At 65.6% G+C, this 15,802-nt stretch carries 13 protein-coding genes; 6 read left to right on the forward strand and 7 right to left on the reverse strand.

Annotation, left to right across the window (positions count from 1 at the left end):
- Positions 1-198: 198 nt before the first annotated feature.
- Positions 199-1,443: a dipeptidase gene (locus ACPEH1_RS12840; RefSeq protein WP_017356973.1), complete on the reverse strand. Its 1,245-nt coding sequence runs from the start codon at positions 1,441-1,443 to the stop codon at positions 199-201.
- A gap of 129 nt (positions 1,444-1,572) precedes the next feature.
- Entirely contained in the window at positions 1,573-2,745 is a 1,173-nt protein-coding gene (locus ACPEH1_RS12845) for a class I SAM-dependent rRNA methyltransferase (protein ID WP_017356972.1), read from the reverse strand.
- 280 nt (positions 2,746-3,025) lie between these two features.
- Here ACPEH1_RS12845 and ACPEH1_RS12850 point away from each other — a divergent pair, with 280 nt between their 5' ends.
- Both ACPEH1_RS12850 and ACPEH1_RS12855 read left to right on the forward strand, forming a co-directional pair.
- Positions 3,026-3,985, forward strand: coding sequence for a TerC family protein (locus tag ACPEH1_RS12850; RefSeq protein WP_017356971.1), 960 nt, complete (start codon positions 3,026-3,028; stop codon positions 3,983-3,985).
- A gap of 97 nt (positions 3,986-4,082) precedes the next feature.
- Complete coding sequence (locus ACPEH1_RS12855; protein WP_017356970.1) at positions 4,083-4,856, forward strand: rhomboid family intramembrane serine protease; 774 nt, start codon at positions 4,083-4,085, stop codon at positions 4,854-4,856.
- A 12-nt stretch (positions 4,857-4,868) separates the two neighbouring features.
- Here ACPEH1_RS12855 and ACPEH1_RS12860 read toward each other — a convergent pair whose 3' ends face one another.
- The 5 genes from ACPEH1_RS12860 to rpmH all read right to left on the reverse strand — a co-directional run bounded on the left by ACPEH1_RS12860 (position 4,869) and on the right by rpmH (position 9,851).
- Positions 4,869-5,903, reverse strand: coding sequence for a glycerophosphodiester phosphodiesterase (locus tag ACPEH1_RS12860; protein WP_051008647.1), 1,035 nt, complete (start codon positions 5,901-5,903; stop codon positions 4,869-4,871).
- A 159-nt stretch (positions 5,904-6,062) separates the two neighbouring features.
- Positions 6,063-7,406, reverse strand: a complete 1,344-nt coding sequence (gene mnmE / locus ACPEH1_RS12865) for a tRNA uridine-5-carboxymethylaminomethyl(34) synthesis GTPase MnmE (protein ID WP_136005800.1) — start codon at positions 7,404-7,406, stop codon at positions 6,063-6,065.
- A gap of 113 nt (positions 7,407-7,519) precedes the next feature.
- Positions 7,520-9,214: a membrane protein insertase YidC gene (yidC, locus tag ACPEH1_RS12870; RefSeq protein ID WP_423715880.1), complete on the reverse strand. Its 1,695-nt coding sequence runs from the start codon at positions 9,212-9,214 to the stop codon at positions 7,520-7,522.
- Positions 9,214-9,705, reverse strand: coding sequence for a ribonuclease P protein component (gene rnpA / locus ACPEH1_RS12875; protein WP_017357096.1), 492 nt, complete (start codon positions 9,703-9,705; stop codon positions 9,214-9,216). The genes yidC and rnpA overlap by 1 nt, the downstream gene beginning before the upstream one ends.
- Before the next feature lie 5 nt (positions 9,706-9,710).
- Positions 9,711-9,851, reverse strand: coding sequence for a 50S ribosomal protein L34 (gene rpmH, locus ACPEH1_RS12880; protein WP_006404565.1), 141 nt, complete (start codon positions 9,849-9,851; stop codon positions 9,711-9,713).
- Positions 9,852-10,103: 252 nt separating this feature from the next.
- Between rpmH and dnaA the strand changes: the two genes are divergently transcribed.
- The 4 genes from dnaA to ACPEH1_RS12900 all read left to right on the forward strand — a co-directional run.
- Entirely contained in the window at positions 10,104-11,438 is a 1,335-nt protein-coding gene (gene dnaA / locus ACPEH1_RS12885; protein WP_017357097.1) for a chromosomal replication initiator protein DnaA, read from the forward strand.
- Positions 11,439-11,714: 276 nt separating this feature from the next.
- The gene (gene dnaN, locus ACPEH1_RS12890) at positions 11,715-12,815 is read left to right on the forward strand and encodes a DNA polymerase III subunit beta (protein WP_019184048.1); all 1,101 of its coding nucleotides are present in this window, start codon (positions 11,715-11,717) and stop codon (positions 12,813-12,815) included.
- An 831-nt stretch (positions 12,816-13,646) separates the two neighbouring features.
- The gene (recF, locus tag ACPEH1_RS12895) at positions 13,647-14,744 is read left to right on the forward strand and encodes a DNA replication/repair protein RecF (protein WP_017357099.1); all 1,098 of its coding nucleotides are present in this window, start codon (positions 13,647-13,649) and stop codon (positions 14,742-14,744) included.
- A 113-nt stretch (positions 14,745-14,857) separates the two neighbouring features.
- Positions 14,858-15,802 (forward strand): ATP-binding protein (locus tag ACPEH1_RS12900; protein ID WP_423715881.1); only part of this gene is annotated, 945 nt, incomplete at its 3' end.

The raw sequence follows: 15,802 nt of genomic DNA on the forward strand, positions 1-15,802 counted from the left end.
GCTGCTTTTGCCTGACCGTGAGACCACCGGCGCCGGAACCAAGCCGGGTAGAACCCGGCTCTACGACGGGCTGCTTGTGCCTGACCGTGAGACCACCGGCGCCGGAACCAAGCCGGGTAGAACCCGGCTCTACGGCGGGCTGCTTGTGCCTGACCGTGAGCCCATCGGCGCCGGTACCAAGCCGGGTAGAACCCGGCTCTACGGGGCTGCGGCCAGTGCGGTGGCGTGGTCCTGCGCCTGCTGCATCACGCGCAGCAGGTTGCCGCCCCAGATGGCGGCGATCTGCTGCCGGGTGTAGCCCTTGCGCAGCAGCCACGCGGTGATCTTCGGCAGTTCGCTCACGTCCTGCAGATCGGCCAGGCCGCCACCGCCATCCCAGTCCAGGCCGATGCCCACGTGATCGGGGCCGACCACCGTCAGGATGTGCTCGAAGTGGGCGAAGAAGTCGTCAAGCGTGGCCTTGCGCACCGGATGCAGGCGGTCCAGTTCGGCCTGCACCTGGGCCAGCTTGACGCCCTGCGCCATGCTCAGGGCATCGTAGCCCCCCCATTGGTCGATCGCGGTCTTCTCGGCCAGCGCGCGGGGTTCGTTCTTGCCGATGTCGATCAGATACCCGCCGTAGGCGTTGACCTGGATCACGCCGCCGGCCTTGGCCAGGCGCTTCAGACGCGCATCGTCCAGGTTGCGCGGGTGGTCGTAGATCGCCTTGGCCGAGCTGTGCGACAGCACGAACGGCACCGGCATGCGCTCGATCAGGTCGTCGAACACCGCGTCGGAGGCATGCGACTGATCGATCACGATGCCCAGCCGCACCGCCTCGTCGACCAGCGCCTTGCCGGCCGGACTCAACCCCTTCCACTCGGCGCCCTTGGGATCGGTGGCCGAATCGGCGAACTCGTTGTTGGCGAAGTGCACCGTGCTGAGCAGGCGCAGCCCGGCACGGTGATAGAAACCGAGCAGCGTCGGGTCATCCACCAGCGGGCTGCCGTTCTCCATGCTGATGTAGACCACGCGCTTGCCGGCCGCCTTGATCCTGGCGGCATCGGCAGCGGTCAGCGCGAGCTGGAAGGTCTCCGGCTGTGCGGCGAGCATTTCGCGGATCTCCATCAACCGCAGCAGACCGGCGTCGCGGTCCTGCTGGTGAGCGGCCGCACTGCGGTCGCCCTGGTCGGTGTAGATCGCCCAGAAACCGCCATCCAGCCCACCTTCGACCATGCGCGGGTAATCCACCTGCGACAACGCGTTGTGGTCATGGCGCTGGGCGATGTCGAAGCCCTCGCGGTGGAAGTTGGCCGGCGTATCCAGGTGGCTGTCCAGCGTCAGCAGCGTGCGCTGCAGCGCCGAGGCCCGGGCCAGTTCCTGCGGAGTGAACTCGATCGCGTGGGCGGCCAACGGCGTGCACAACGCCAGCGACACCAGCAGGGACAGACTGCGCAACGTCATGACGCCTCTCAACATTCGGGAAGCGTCAGACCATAGCGCCGCAGGCACAGGGAACGGTAGTGCCGGCCGCTGGCCGGCACCTGCAATCCCCGGTGGTGCCCAAAGAGCCGACCTGCCGCCGGCCCTGCGTCAGTCGAGGACGCGGCAGAACACGGCCTTGAGGTAGCGCGATTCCTGCACGTGGGCCATGAACGGATGGTCGGGACCGGCGCCAGCTACCTTGAGGATCTGGATGGTGCGGCCGGAATAGAAGGCCGCGCGGCGCAGCATGTCCAGGAACTGGTCCTCGGCCACCAGGCCGGTGCACGAGAATGTGGCGAACAGGCCACCGGGCTTGACCACACCCAGCGCCAGCTTGTTCATGTCCAGGTACTTCTTCAGGGCGGTGATCACCTGGTCGCGGTCACGGGTCATCTTGGCCGGGTCCAGGATCACCACGTCGTACTGCTCACCGCGGTTGGCCGCATCGCGCAGCCACGGGAAGATGTCGGACTGCACGAACTTCGGGCGCACATTGTTGAGGCGCGAGTTGCCCTTGGCGATGTCGATCACATCCTCGTCGATGTCGATGCCGACCACCTCGGACGCGCCGCGCACCGCGGCATACACCGCAAAGCCGCCGGTGTTGCAGCACAGGTCCAGCACGGATTTGCCTTCCACCTGCCGGCTCAGCCACTCGCGGTTCTCGCGCTGGTCGGCGAAGAACCCGGTCTTATGCGCCCCGGCCGGATCGGCACGGAACTTCACCCCGTACTCGGTGATCACCGACGCTTCGGTGGTGGTGTTGCCGTGGAAGTCGAAGCTCTCCTGCTTCTGCACGTGTTCGTCGGCGAAGCTGTGGAAGCGGCAGCCCGGGAACTGCTCGCGCAGCGCCTCGTAGATCCATTCGCGGTGGCGGAACATGCCGGCGGCGAAGAACTCCACCACCACCAGGTCGCCATAGCGGTCCACCACCAGGCCGGACAGGCCATCGCCTTCGCTGTGCACCACGCGCCAGGCGTTGGAGACATCATCCAGCTTGAGCACGTCACGACGCAGCGACACCGCCTGGGCGATCTTGCGCGAGAACCAGCCAGCGTCCACCGGGATGCGCTGATCGGTTTCCAGGATACGCACGGCAATGCGCGAATGACCGTTGTAGAACCCCCGGCCGATCCACTCCCCGTCCACGCCGACCACATCGACGATGGCACCGGGCTTGGGCCGGACGGCAGGCTTTTCGACCAGTTTCTGGAAGATCCACGGGTGGCTGGAGCGCCAGGCGTTCTTGAGGCGGACTACGGGGGCGGGGGCATTGTTCATCGGCCTATTGTAAACGGGCGCCGCCCCGGCCCGGCAGGCCGGCGATTTGACGCCGGCCCGAACAGCCCGCAGAATCGGCGCCAGAAGGGGAGTAGCTCCCAGACGTTGTCGCCGTCAATTCGAGCCCGCAGGCTCCGGTGCAACGGCAGTCCCACCCATCGGGACTGCGAGCGAGACCTTCGCCGCATGGCGAAGCTCTGTCCCCGGATCCCCCCGATCCTCCGTTGCAGATCCTCGCCGTCCGGCTTGAGGCTTTTTTCTTTTCCCAACGGATAAACCCATGCAGACGATCGGTAATTTGTGGTTGTGGGGCGGCTTCGGCGCGGTGGTGGTCATCGCGCTGCTGGTCGACCTGGTATTGATGCGCCACGGCGGCCCGCACAAGGTCACCTTCAAGGAGGCCCTGTGGTGGTCCATCGGCTGGGTCGCCCTGGCCCTGGCCTTCAACGGTGGCCTCTGGTACTACCTGAACGAGACCGCGGGCCAGGTCGTGGCCAACAAGGTCGGCCTGGAGTTCCTGACCGGTTACCTGGTCGAGAAGGCCTTGGCGGTGGACAACATCTTTGTCTTCCTGATGATCATGGGCTACTTCGCGGTGCCGGAAGAACAGCGCCAGAAGGTGTTGATCATCGGCATCCTGGGCGCGATCGTGCTGCGTACGATCATGATCTTCGCCGGCAGTGTGCTGCTCACCAAGTTCCATTGGCTGCTCTATGTGTTCGGCGCGTTCCTGCTGTTCACCGGCTGGAAGATGTGGTTCTCCGCCGGCCAGGAGCCGGACCTGGAGACCAACCCTGCCCTGCGCTGGATGCGCAGGCACCTGCGCCTGCTGCCCGACTATGCCGGCAATGCCATGAGCGTGATGCGCGACGGCAAACGCTGGTACACCCCGCTGTTCGTGGTGCTGATCCTGATTGCCGTCACTGACGTGATCTTCGCCGTGGACAGCATCCCGGCCATCTTCGCCATCACCACCGACCCGTTCATCGTGCTGACCTCGAACGTGTTCGCGGTGCTGGGCCTGCGCGCGATGTTCTTCCTGTTGGCCGGCATGGCCGATCGCTTCCACCTGCTGCCCTACGGTCTGGCCCTGGTGCTGGCCTTCATCGGCGCCAAGATGATGCTGATCGACATCTTCAAGATCCCCACCCCGATCTCGCTGGGCGTGGTGGCCGTCATCATCGCCGCCACGGTGGTGCTGAGCCTGAAGAACCCGCCCAAGCAGGACGGCCACGCCTGACCCCGGTTGCCGCCTGCGGGATTGTCCCGCAGGCGGCACCTCTCTCTCCCATCGCGTTGCCCTTGTGTTCAGCCCGGGCGACGCAATCCCTAAGGGTATGAACGCCAACCTGCCCCTGCCTGCCGGCGAGCCGCCGGCTCCGTCCCGTACCGACCGCGGTCGTGTGATGCGGGCCTTCAACCTCAGCCTGGCCTTCGTGCTGGTGCTGGTGGCGGTGTTCACCGCCCAAGGTCATTTCGACTGGCGCCCGTGGGCAGTCGCCCCGCTGGACAAGGCCGGCCTGCTCGGCATTCTTGGCGCGCCGTTGCTGCACGGTTCGGTCCAGCACCTGGGCGCCAACGCGGCAGCCCTGCTGATCCTCGGCACCCTCGCCGGCAGCGTCTATCCCAAGGCAACCCTGCGCGCATTCCCGCTGCTGTGGATCGGTTCGGGCCTGGGCGCCTGGCTGCTCGGCGACATCGGCAGCCGCCATCTCGGTGCCAGCGGCATCACCCACGGCCTGATGTTTCTGGTGTTCGTCCTCGGCCTGCTGCGCCGCGACCGGCCCGCCATCGCCGCCGGCCTGATCGCCTTCCTGTTCTACGGCAGCATGCTGCTGACCATTCTTCCGCACGAGCCGGGCGTGTCCTGGCAGTCGCACATGGGCGGTGCCTTTGCCGGCATCGTTGGCGCCCTGCTGTTCCGCCTGTCCGACCCGATGGCGCCGCGCAAGCGCTACAGCTGGGAGGACGAGGAAGAAGACGACCTCGCCCCCATGCGCGACAACGACCTGGAACCTCCCTCCCCGCAAGGCGTGCCGGTGCTGTGGCAGCCGCGCGAAGGCCAGGACTACGTCGTGATCCCGTTCCGTAGACCCGAAGATCGACGGTAGTGCCGGCAATGACTAGCGTTCGGTGTCGACCGCTTGGCGGCCCAGCGCCGGGTCATCGGTGAAGAACGCATCGATGCCGGTCGCCAGGTAGGCACGCATCTCGGCCACGGACCCGGCGGCGTTGCGCGCAGTGGTATCGCCGGTGCGGAAGTCGGCGGCCTGGAAGGCGTTCTCCGGTCGGAAGGTATACGGGATCACCATCAACCCGGCCGCATGCGCGTCGCGCACCAGCGCGGTCGGCGTGCCCAGCTTCCCGGCCGCATCCAGCGGAATCACCATGCGCAGGTTCGGTCCGATGCCGTCGGCATAGGTCGCCACTTCGCGCAGGCCCGCCGGTGTGATCAGGTCTGCATAGCGTTGGCTGCCCTTGGCGGCCAGCACATCGCCGGGCTGCTGCGCCGGGTCGCCCAGCAGTTGCAGCAGGCGGATGTTCGACGCGCGGCCGATCCTGCCACGCAGGTAGCGCAGGTTGCCGACCTCGAAGGACTGGATCGTCACCGGCGCCACGCGGGTGTAGGCATTGCCCTGCAGCGCGGCCAGCACCGAGTCTTCCATCGGCAGGCCGATGCTCGCGAAGTAGGTGCCGTGCTTGATCTCCGGCACCAGCCCGATGCCGCGGTTGGCGCGACCGGCCTGCTGCACCAGGAAGGCGATGATCTCGTCCAGCGTGGCGATGCGGAACTGCCCGTCGAACGCGGTGCTGCGCAGCTGCGGCAGCCGCTCGCGGGCGTACAGCGTCTTCAGCTCGGCCAGGGTGAAGTCTTCGGTGAACCAGCCCTCGATGCGCTCGCCGTCGATGGTCTTGACCGTCCTGCGGCTGGCGAACTCCGGGTGTGCGGCCACATCGGTGGTGCCGCCGATCTCGTTCTCGTGCCGCGACACCAGCACGCCGTCCTTGGTCATCACCAGGTCCGGCTCGATGTAGTCCGCACCATCGGCGATGGCCTGGGCGTACGACGCCAGGGTGTGCTCGGGCAACAGCGCGCTCGCACCGCGGTGGCCGTACACGGCCGCCTTGAGCGGCGCGGGAGAGGATTCAGCGCTCATGGCCACCGATGGTGCCACGGCCAGCGACAAGAGCAACGCACAACCCCACAACGACTTCGACACCGCAAACCCCTGTTGATGCGGCCCGCGCCAGCGCGGCGGGGCGTGGAAAGGACGGGCGTAGTGTGGCGATGCGGTGTGACAGCGGGAAGTACGCGGCTACTTGCCGATGCAGAAGCTGGAGAAGATGCGTCCCAGCAGATCGTCCGCACTCATCCGCCCGGTGATCTCCCCCAGCGCCTCGTGGGCCAGGCGCAGTTCCTCGGCGGCCAGTTCCAGGTGCTCATGCACCAGCTCGGCCTCGGCGCGCCCGGCATGGCCGATGGCCTGGACGATGGCCTCCACATGCCGCGCGCGCGCGGAGAACTCGCCGTCCACGCTCTCGCCGGCACCGCCGCTGGCCAGCTCGCGCAGCCGCGCGTGCAGGCGGTCCAGCCCCATACCGGTGGCTGCCGACACGTGCACCACATCCGGCGCTGCATCAGCGGGCCATTGGGCCAGCAGGTCACTCTTGTTGTGGATCCACAGCTGCTGCGGCACCGCATCGACGGCATCGCCGATGGCGACACGTCCGGCCTGCGGATCGCGCGCATCCAGCACGATGATCGCCAGGTCGGTGCGCTGCATCTCCGCGCGCGCGCGGCGCATGCCTTCGCGTTCGATCGCGTCACCGCCGTCGCGCAGGCCGGCGGTATCGACCAGGGTCAGTTCCAGCCCGTCAATGCGGATGGTTTCGCGCAGAGTGTCGCGGGTGGTGCCGGCGATGTCGGTGACGATGGCACGTTCGCTGCCGGCCAGCGCATTGAGCAGTGAGCTCTTGCCGGCGTTTGGCGGTCCGACCAGCACCGCGTGCAGGCCGTCGCGCAGTTTGCGGCCGCGTTCGGCGTCGTCGCGCAGCCGCCCCATCGCGCGCAGCGCCTCGCCCAGGCCGCCGCGCACCTGCTCGCCACCGAGGGTATCCAGCGGTTCGTCGGCGAAGTCGATGGCCGCTTCCACATGGATGCGCAGCAGAACAAGCTGTTCTGCGACCTCCTCCACGCGGCGCGAGAACACCCCGTCCAGCGAGCGCCGGGCCGCGCGCGCTGCGCGGGTATCGCCGGCGGCGATCAGATCGGCGATGGCCTCGGCCTGGGCCAGGTCGAGCTTGCCGTTGAGGAACGCCCGCTCGCTGAACTCCCCGGGCCGCGCCTGCCGCGCGCCCAGCGCGATGCAGCGCGCGACCAGCTGCTGCAGCACCACCGGGCTGCCATGCCCCTGCAGCTCCACCACGTCCTCGCCGGTGAAGCTGTGCGGTGCCGGGAACCACAGCGCGATGCCGTCGTCGATCACCTCCCCCTGTGCATCGCGGAAGCGCGCGTAATGCGCGTGCCGCGGGCGCAGCGCGCGCACCCCGATCGCCTGGGCGATGGTCGCTGCGTGGGGGCCGGACAGGCGCAGCATGCCCACGCCACCGGCGCCGGGTGCGGTGGCGATGGCCACGATGGTGTCGGGGGCTGCGGACATGGGGCGGGCTGCTGTGTGCGGTGGATCGGGGCATTCTACGGATCACACCGTTGCGCGGGCCGCAGATGCGGGAAACCCGCCTTGCGGCGGGTTTCCCGGGTCCGGTTGCCCGGTTACTTCTTGTTGGCAGGTGCGGCGGTGGCGGGCACCGGGTCGCTGCCGTGGCGCTTGGTCATCCACCACTGCTGCAGCAGGCCCAGGCCGCCGTTGACCACCCAGTACAGCACCAGACCGGACGGCATGAAGGCCATCATGACGCCGAAGATCAGCGGCATCATCTGCATCATCTTGGCCTGCATCGGGTCCATGCCCGGCGCGGGGGTCAGCTTCTGCGTGGCCCACATCACCGCCACGTTGATCACCGGCAGGATGAAGTACGGGTCGCGTGCGGTCAGATCCTGGATCCAGCCGAACCACGGTGCCTGGCGCAGTTCCACCGACTCCACCAGCACCCAGTACAGCGCGAAGAAGATCGGCATCTGGATGAGGATCGGCAGACAGCCGCCCATCGGATTGATCTTCTCCTTCTTGTACAGCTCCATCATCGCGGTCTGGAACTTCTGGCGGTCATCGCCATAGCGTTCCTTCAGCTGCGCGATACGCGGCTGGAAGCGACGCATCTTGGCGCCGCTCTTGTACTGCGCGGCCGACAGCGGGTACAGCACCAGCTTCAGCAGGATCACCAGGCCGACAATCGCCCAGCCCCAGTTGTTGACGACCTTGTGCACCTGGTTCAGGACCCAGAACAGGCCCTGGCCGATGATGGCCATCAGCGAGAAGCGGCTGTAGTCGACCACGCGGTCCAGGCCCGGCACGTCTTCCTTGGCGATCTGGTTGACCAGCTTCGGGCCCACCCACAGGCGTGCCTCGGAGCTGACCTGCTGGCCCGGTGCGACGGTGAAGGCCGGGCCGGTGGCCTGGATCTGGTCGCGGCCGTCATGCTGGGACAGCGCGTAGTTCGCGGCCTGATCTGCCTGCGGGATCCACGCGGTGAAGAAGTGGTGCTGCAGCATGGCGATCCAGCCACCGGTGACCTGCTGGTTCAGCGGGCCGTCTTCCAGATAATCCTTGAAGGCACGGCGCTGGTACTTCTTCTCGGCATCGAACCAGGTCGCGCCGTTGAAGCTGAACGAGTCCGGGTTGGTCATGCTGCGCGACAGGATCGTCGGGGTGCGGTCCAGGGTGCGGTAGACGTAGCCGTTCCACGGGGTGGTGCCGGCGTTGATCACTTCATCCTTGATCTTCACCGCGTACTCGTTGCGGCTGACCGTATACGTACGGCGGATGCTGACGCCATTCGGGCCATTCCACACGAACGGGATCTGCAGTTCGTTCTGGCCCTTGGCCAGTTCGAAGGTTCTGGCGTCGCCGACCAGAGTGAAGCCGTTGGCTTCCGGCACCGGCATGCTCTTGTCCTGGCTGGTCCAGCCACTCACCGCGCGATACGGGTGGGTGGCCTCTTCGGTCAGCAGGCGCACCGGCGGGCTGCCGTCGTCCTTGGTCTGCGGGAACTGCAGCAGCTCGGCGTCCAGCACCGTGCCGCCATCCAGCACCAGACGCAGCACGTCGGTGGTAACGGTGACACGCGGGGCGCCGGCGGCAGCCTGGGCGGTCGCCGGGGCCGGGGCGCTGCCCGGCGCGTGCGGCACCGTGGCGCCCGGTACGGCGCCGGCGGCGGGCAGCGGGCCCTGGGTCTGGGCGGCCACCGGCGCGGTCGCCGGGGCGGCCTTGTCGCGGCCCCACTCCATCCACAGCAACACGGCCACCATCAGCCAGGCAAAGATCAGGAAAACGCGGGTCTGGTTCATCAGCGTGGAGGCTCGGCGTGGCCGGCACGCGATGCCGGCTCGGACTGGGAAAGGGATGCAACGCCCAGGGGCGGCGGCATTGTGCCGTCCGCGCCCGGCATGGGCAATGTGCCAAGGCGGCGCAACAGGCGCTCGAAGGCCTGGCGGATCTCGGCATTGCTGGCGGTACGGGCAGCGCTACGGGCGACGACGACGTAATCGCCGGCACTCATCCACGGCCGTAGATGGCGTGTGGCATCGCGCAGCACACGCTTCACTCGGTTGCGACCCACGGCTCGGGGATCGACTTTGCGCGACACCGCAAGACCCAGCCTGGCCGGAGAATCGCTCTTCAGCCAGTGCAGGGTCATCAGCGGATCGGACACACGGCGGGCGCCGTTGAAGACCGTTGTATATTCGGCACGCGTACGAACCCGCGCAGAGCGAGGAAATCGCTTGCGCGGGTCGGAACTGCTCACAGTCTGGATTGCGTCTGCCGCGGGAAGCGGCATTGCAATCAAGCGCTCAGGACTTTGCGGCCCTTGGCGCGGCGACGCGACAGGATCTTGCGGCCGTCAGCGGTCTTCATACGGGCACGGAAGCCATGGTCGCGCTTACGCTTGAGGTTGCTGGGTTGGAAAGTGCGCTTGGTGGCCATGCGGGCCTCTATATGAAGGGGACGGAAAGAACCGGAAATTCTATAGACCTGGCTGCGGTGCCGTCAAGTCCTGCCCACTACGGGATTTCATCGGCCTGTGCAATAGCTGTGGATCATTTTGTGAATAACTTCGGGACAACCATTCCCGGCCTCCCTCGTCGGTGGTAGTCTGCGCCATCCATTCTTCCCCCTTCCGGCCTGCGGTGCGGCGGTTTTTTACGCCTATGCGCTGGCCCCAGACGATTATTGCCGATGGATGCCTGGTCCCGTTGTCTCGAACGCCTTGAAGCGGAGTTTCCGCCTGAGGATGTTCACACCTGGTTGAAGCCGCTGCAGGCAGATCTGCGCGCGGACAGCCTGGTGCTTTATGCGCCAAACGCCTTCATCGTCGACCAGGTGCGCGAGCTGTACCTGGCACGCATCAAGGAACTGCTGACGCACTTCGCCGGTTTCGGCGACGTTTTTCTTGAAATCGGCTCGCGTCCGCGCCCGGTGGAGCCGCAGATTGCGCCGATTTCGGGCTTCACCGCCCCGGTGGTGCCGGCCGAGCCGCTGGTACCGTTCGCCGGCAACCTGGATTCGCACTACACCTTCGCCAACTTCGTGGAAGGCCGCAGCAACCAGCTGGGTCTGGCCGCGGCGTTCCAGGCGGCGCAGAAACCTGGCGATCGCGCCCATAACCCGTTGTTGCTGTACGGCGGCACCGGTCTGGGCAAGACCCACCTGATGTTCGCGGCCGGCAATGCGATGCGCCAGGCCAACCCGGCCGCCAAGGTGCTCTACCTGCGTTCGGAACAGTTCTTCAGCGCGATGATCCGTGCGTTGCAGGAAAAGACCATGGATCAGTTCAAGCGCCAGTTCCAGCAGGTGGACGCGCTGCTGATCGATGACATCCAGTTCTTCGCCGGCAAGGATCGGACCCAGGAAGAGTTCTTCCACACGTTCAACGCCCTGTTCGACGGCAAGCAGCAGATCATCCTGACCTGCGACCGGTACCCGCGCGAAGTCGAGGGGCTGGAAGCACGGCTGAAGTCGCGGCTGGCCTGGGGCCTGTCGGTGGCCATCGAGCCACCGGACTTCGAGACCCGCGCGGCCATCGTGCTCGCCAAGGCCCGCGAGCGCGGTGCTGAGATCCCCGACGATGTGGCGTTTCTGATTGCCAAGAAGATGCGCTCCAATGTTCGCGACCTCGAGGGTGCGCTGAATACGTTGACCGCCCGCGCCAATTTCACCGGCCGTGCGATCACCACCGACTTCGCCCAGGAAACCCTGCGCGATCTGCTGCGTGCCCAGCAGCAGGCCATCAGCATTCCCAACATCCAGAAAACCGTTGCGGACTACTACGGGCTGCAGATCAAGGATCTGCTGTCCAAGCGCCGGACCCGGTCGTTGGCCCGTCCCCGCCAGGTGGCGATGGCGTTGACCAAGGAACTGACCGAGCACAGCCTGCCGGAAATCGGCGACGCGTTTGCCGGCCGGGACCACACCACGGTGCTGCATGCCTGCCGCCAGATCCGCACGCTGATGGAGACCGACGGCAAGTTGAGGGAAGACTGGGACAAGCTGATCCGGAAGTTGAGCGAATGATGCATGTACGCCGCTGAGGCGTCATCGCATAAAACGGTGCAGAATCCGGTAGCAAGCACGGGACAGGCTGTGGATAAAAAAGCCCGCTGAATCTGCGGCAGAATTATCCACAGCTTTCCCCACCCCTTGAGGGGCAGTAATGCAGAGGGTTTCGCGGTCGGAAACTCTTTTATTTACAAAGACTTAGCTGTGTTTTCCAGCGATTCTGGCGCTACCAGCACCACCAGGCTTTTGATTTATTCCACATTTTTTTAAAGCATAGGGGCACGGAACCACATGCGTTTCACACTGCAGCGCGAAGCCTTTCTCAAGCCGTTGGCACAAGTCGTCAACGTGGTCGAACGCCGCCAGACCCTGCCGGTTCTGGCAAATTTCCTGGTCCAGGTCCAGAACGGACAGCTTTCGCTGACCGGCACGGACCTGGAAGTGGAGATGGTGTCGCGGATCGCGGTGGAAGATGCCCAGGACGGCGAGACCACCATCCCCGCCCGCAAGCTGTTCGAGATCATCCGCGCCCTGCCCGACGGCAGCCGGATCACCGTCTCGCAGACCGGTGACAAGATCACCGTGCAGGCAGGCCGCAGCCGCTTCACCCTGGCAACGCTGCCGGCCAACGACTTCCCGTCTGTCGACGAAGTCGAAGCCACCGAGCGTGTCGCCATCGGCGAAGCCACCCTGAAGGAGCTGATCGAGCGCACTGCATTCGCGATGGCCCAGCAGGACGTGCGCTACTACCTCAACGGCCTGTTGTTCGACCTGCGCGGCGATGCCCTGCGGACCGTGGCAACCGACGGTCACCGTCTGGCGCTGTGCGAAACCGAACTGGAAAAAGCCAGTGGTGCCAAGCGTCAGATCATCGTGCCGCGCAAGGGCGTGACCGAACTGCAGCGGCTGCTGGAAAGCGGCGATCGCGAGATCGAGCTGGAAGTCGGCCGCAGCCACGTGCGGGTCAAGCGCGACGATGTGACGTTCACCTCCAAGCTGATCGACGGCCGCTTCCCGGATTACGAGGCCGTGATCCCGATTGGCGCCGACCGCGAAGTGAAGGTTGATCGCGAAGCGCTGCGTGCCTCGCTGCAGCGCGCCGCGATCCTGTCCAACGAGAAGTACCGCGGCATCCGCGTCGAAGTCTCGCCGGGCAACCTCAAGATCAGCGCGCACAACCCCGAGCAGGAAGAAGCCCAGGAAGAGATCGAGGCCGACACCACGGTCAGCGATCTGGCCATCGGCTTCAACGTGAACTATCTGCTGGATGCACTGTCGGCCCTGCGCGACGAGCACGTCGTGATCCAGCTGCGCGATTCCAACTCGTCGGCGCTGGTGCGTGAAGCCAGCAGCGAGAAGTCGCGCCATGTGGTGATGCCGCTTCGCCTCTGACCGATGCACGGTTCCACGTGGAACAGACTGATCAGGAAAACCCGGCCGAGTGCCGGGTTTTCTTTTGGCTGCAGTGTTGTTCCACGTGGAGCATTCGCGAACCGTATCTGCTGCATCGACAACACGACTCCAGATCACTCCGAGTTGCACACGATCCTCTCGGGGACGGCAGCGCGAGCGCGGGCAGAGGTGAGCACATCCGGCGGCGTCGGGACGGCGCGATTCCACGTTCTTCTCGATTCACGTGGCAGCAGATCTGACGCTGCCGTAGGAGTGGTTCTTCCAGCAGCTGGATCACAGCTCTATGCTTTAAAAACTGTATATAAATCTAAAGCTAGGTGGTGATGGTAGGGCCAGATTTGGTTGAAAAGTACCTTATCTCATTGAAAGTAAAGGGGAAATGGACCTCGAAACCCCCGGTAAAACAGGCCCTGAGCCTGGGGTTGAACCTGTGGATATCTTTAAGGGCACCCGGAGGGACCTTTTTTATCCACAGGTTGCGCAGAGATTGTGCATAAGTCATACAGAGGCCCTGTGGACAGCCAACGCCGGTACCCGTGAATCCCTTGCGATCTGCTCACCGAACCCTTGGGCGGTCCCTCAGATTTCAAGAAATCAACGCCCCCACATGGCGCGAAATTCTTGAAATCTGCACGGCTGCCCCCCGATGCCGGCGCAGATTTCAACGAATTCGAGGACGTTCCACGTGGTCGATGCGGCCGGATCGAGTGTCCGGTGGACGCGAGTGGGTACGGGGCCGTGGAACCTGCCCGATGCAGTAAGCTGACTGATTACCCCTACCCTTCCCGGCCGTCGGCCCAGATCGTCCGTATGCACATCCGTCGTTTGTCCCTGCACCAGATCCGCCGCTTCGACAGCGTGGACCTGGCACCGCAACCGGGCATCAATCTGATCACTGGCGACAACGGCGCGGGCAAAACCAGCGTGCTCGAGGCGTTGCACGTGATGGCATACGGCCGCAGCTTCCGCGGTCGCGTTCGCGACGGCCTGGTGCGTCAGGGGCAGGAAGCGCTGGATGTATTCGTCGAATGGGACGAGCAACGCCGCGGTGCGGTGGCGCCGACGCGGCGAAAGGCCGGGCTTCGCCACAGTGGCCAGGAATGGAGGGGGCGACTGGATGGCGAAGACGTCGCCCAGCTCGGCAACCTGTGTGCCGCCCTGGCGGTGGTGACCTTCGAGCCGGGCAGCCACGCGCTGGTCAGCGGCGGGGGCGAACCACGCCGTCGGTTCCTCGATTGGGGCTTGTTCCACGTGGAACCCGACTTTCTGGCGCTGTGGCGGCGCTATTCGCGGGCCCTGAAGCAGCGCAACGCCCTGCTCAAGCAAGGTGGGCATCCCAACGCCCTCGATGCCTGGGACCACGAGCTGGCCGAGGCGGGTGAGCCGCTGACCACGCGGCGCCAGCACTACCTGGAGCGGCTGCAGGACCGTACGATCGAGCTGGCGCACGCGTTGGCGCCGAACCTCGGCATCCAGTCGCTGAGTCTCAACCCCGGCTGGCGCAAGCAGGACCTGTCGCTGTCCGATGCGCTGCTGCTGGCGCGGGAACGTGACCGCATGGCCGGCTACACCTCGGTGGGACCGCATCGTGCCGACTGGAGTGTGGGCTTTGCCAGCATTCCCGGGCGCGATGCACTGTCGCGCGGCCAGGCCAAGCTCACCGCGCTCACCTGCCTGCTGGCGCAGGCCGAAGACTATGCCGAGCAGCGCGGCGAATGGCCGGTGATCGCCTTGGATGACCTGGCTTCCGAGCTGGATCGCACCCATCAGGCGCGGGTGCTGGATCGCCTGCGCGCCGGGCCCGCCCAGATATTCATCACTGCCACGGAGACGCCGGCGGCGTTGGCGGATGTCAGCGACATCGCCCGGTTCCACGTGGAACATGGGCAGGTCCAGCCTGTGCCATAGTGGTCGGCAAGGGGCCCCGTCCCCCGACTGGTATAATTGCTGTTGCAACCCCTTATCTCTCGGCGCCCTGCCTCACGGCGGTGGCCCGACCTGCGGAGCCTACGGCAAGCGCAATGACTGAAGAACAGAACACCCCGGCAACTACCGGCAATTACGACGCCAACAGCATCACCGCCCTGGAAGGCCTGGAGGCAGTCCGCAAGCGTCCCGGCATGTACATCGGTGACGTCCATGACGGCACCGGTCTGCACCACATGGTGTTCGAGGTGGTCGACAACTCCATCGACGAAGCCTTGGCCGGCCATGCCGATCACGTGGCGGTGACGATTCACGCCGATGGGTCGGTGTCGGTGTCCGACAACGGTCGCGGTATCCCGACCGGCAAGCACGAGCAGATGAGCAGGAAGCTCGATCGCGAGGTCTCCGCGGCGGAAGTCGTGATGACCGTGCTGCACGCCGGCGGCAAGTTCGACGACAACAGCTACAAGGTGTCCGGCGGTCTGCACGGTGTCGGTGTCAGCGTGGTCAACGCGCTGTCGCAGAAGCTGCTGCTGGACATTTATCAGGGCGGCTTCCACTACCAGCAGGAATACAGCGACGGTGCGGCGCTGGTCCCGCTCACGCAGGTGGAGCCCAGCAGCAAGCGCGGCACCACCCTGCGCTTCTGGCCGTCGGTGAAGGCGTTCCACGACAACGTGGAATTCCACTACGAGATCCTGGCCCGTCGTCTGCGCGAACTGTCGTTCCTCAACTCCGGCGTCAAGATCGTCCTGATCGATGAGCGCGGCGATGGCCGGCGCGACGACTTCCACTACGAAGGCGGCATCCGCAGCTTCGTGGAGCATCTGGCCCAGTTGAAGACCCCGCTGCACCCGAACGTGATCTCGGTGACCGGCGAGTCCAACGGCATCACCGTGGAAGTGGCGTTGCAGTGGACCGATTCCTACCAGGAAACGATGTACTGCTTCACCAACAACATCCCGCAGAAGGACGGCGGTACCCACCTGGCCGGTTTCCGCGGTGCGCTGACCCGTGTGCTCAACAACTACATCGAGCAG

It is taken from the genome of Stenotrophomonas sp. NPDC077421 (assembly GCF_049545505.1).
Taxonomy (GTDB): Bacteria; Pseudomonadota; Gammaproteobacteria; order Xanthomonadales; family Xanthomonadaceae; genus Stenotrophomonas; species Stenotrophomonas nematodicola.

Excerpts from the sequence above, each read along its gene's own strand:
- ACPEH1_RS12840 (WP_017356973.1), bottom strand. The coding sequence starts at position 1,443 with ATGACGTTGCGCAGTCTGTCCCTGCTGGTGTCGCTGGCGTTGTGCACG.
- ACPEH1_RS12845 (WP_017356972.1), bottom strand. The coding sequence starts at position 2,745 with ATGAACAATGCCCCCGCCCCCGTAGTCCGCCTCAAGAACGCCTGGCGC.
- ACPEH1_RS12850 (WP_017356971.1), top strand. The coding sequence starts at position 3,026 with ATGCAGACGATCGGTAATTTGTGGTTGTGGGGCGGCTTCGGCGCGGTG.
- ACPEH1_RS12855 (WP_017356970.1), top strand. The coding sequence starts at position 4,083 with ATGAACGCCAACCTGCCCCTGCCTGCCGGCGAGCCGCCGGCTCCGTCC.
- ACPEH1_RS12860 (WP_051008647.1), bottom strand. The coding sequence starts at position 5,903 with ATGAGCGCTGAATCCTCTCCCGCGCCGCTCAAGGCGGCCGTGTACGGC.
- mnmE (WP_136005800.1), bottom strand. The coding sequence starts at position 7,406 with ATGTCCGCAGCCCCCGACACCATCGTGGCCATCGCCACCGCACCCGGC.
- yidC (WP_423715880.1), bottom strand. The coding sequence starts at position 9,214 with ATGAACCAGACCCGCGTTTTCCTGATCTTTGCCTGGCTGATGGTGGCC.
- rnpA (WP_017357096.1), bottom strand. The coding sequence starts at position 9,705 with ATGCCGCTTCCCGCGGCAGACGCAATCCAGACTGTGAGCAGTTCCGAC.
- rpmH (WP_006404565.1), bottom strand. The coding sequence starts at position 9,851 with ATGGCCACCAAGCGCACTTTCCAACCCAGCAACCTCAAGCGTAAGCGC.
- dnaA (WP_017357097.1), top strand. The coding sequence starts at position 10,104 with ATGGATGCCTGGTCCCGTTGTCTCGAACGCCTTGAAGCGGAGTTTCCG.
- dnaN (WP_019184048.1), top strand. The coding sequence starts at position 11,715 with ATGCGTTTCACACTGCAGCGCGAAGCCTTTCTCAAGCCGTTGGCACAA.
- recF (WP_017357099.1), top strand. The coding sequence starts at position 13,647 with ATGCACATCCGTCGTTTGTCCCTGCACCAGATCCGCCGCTTCGACAGC.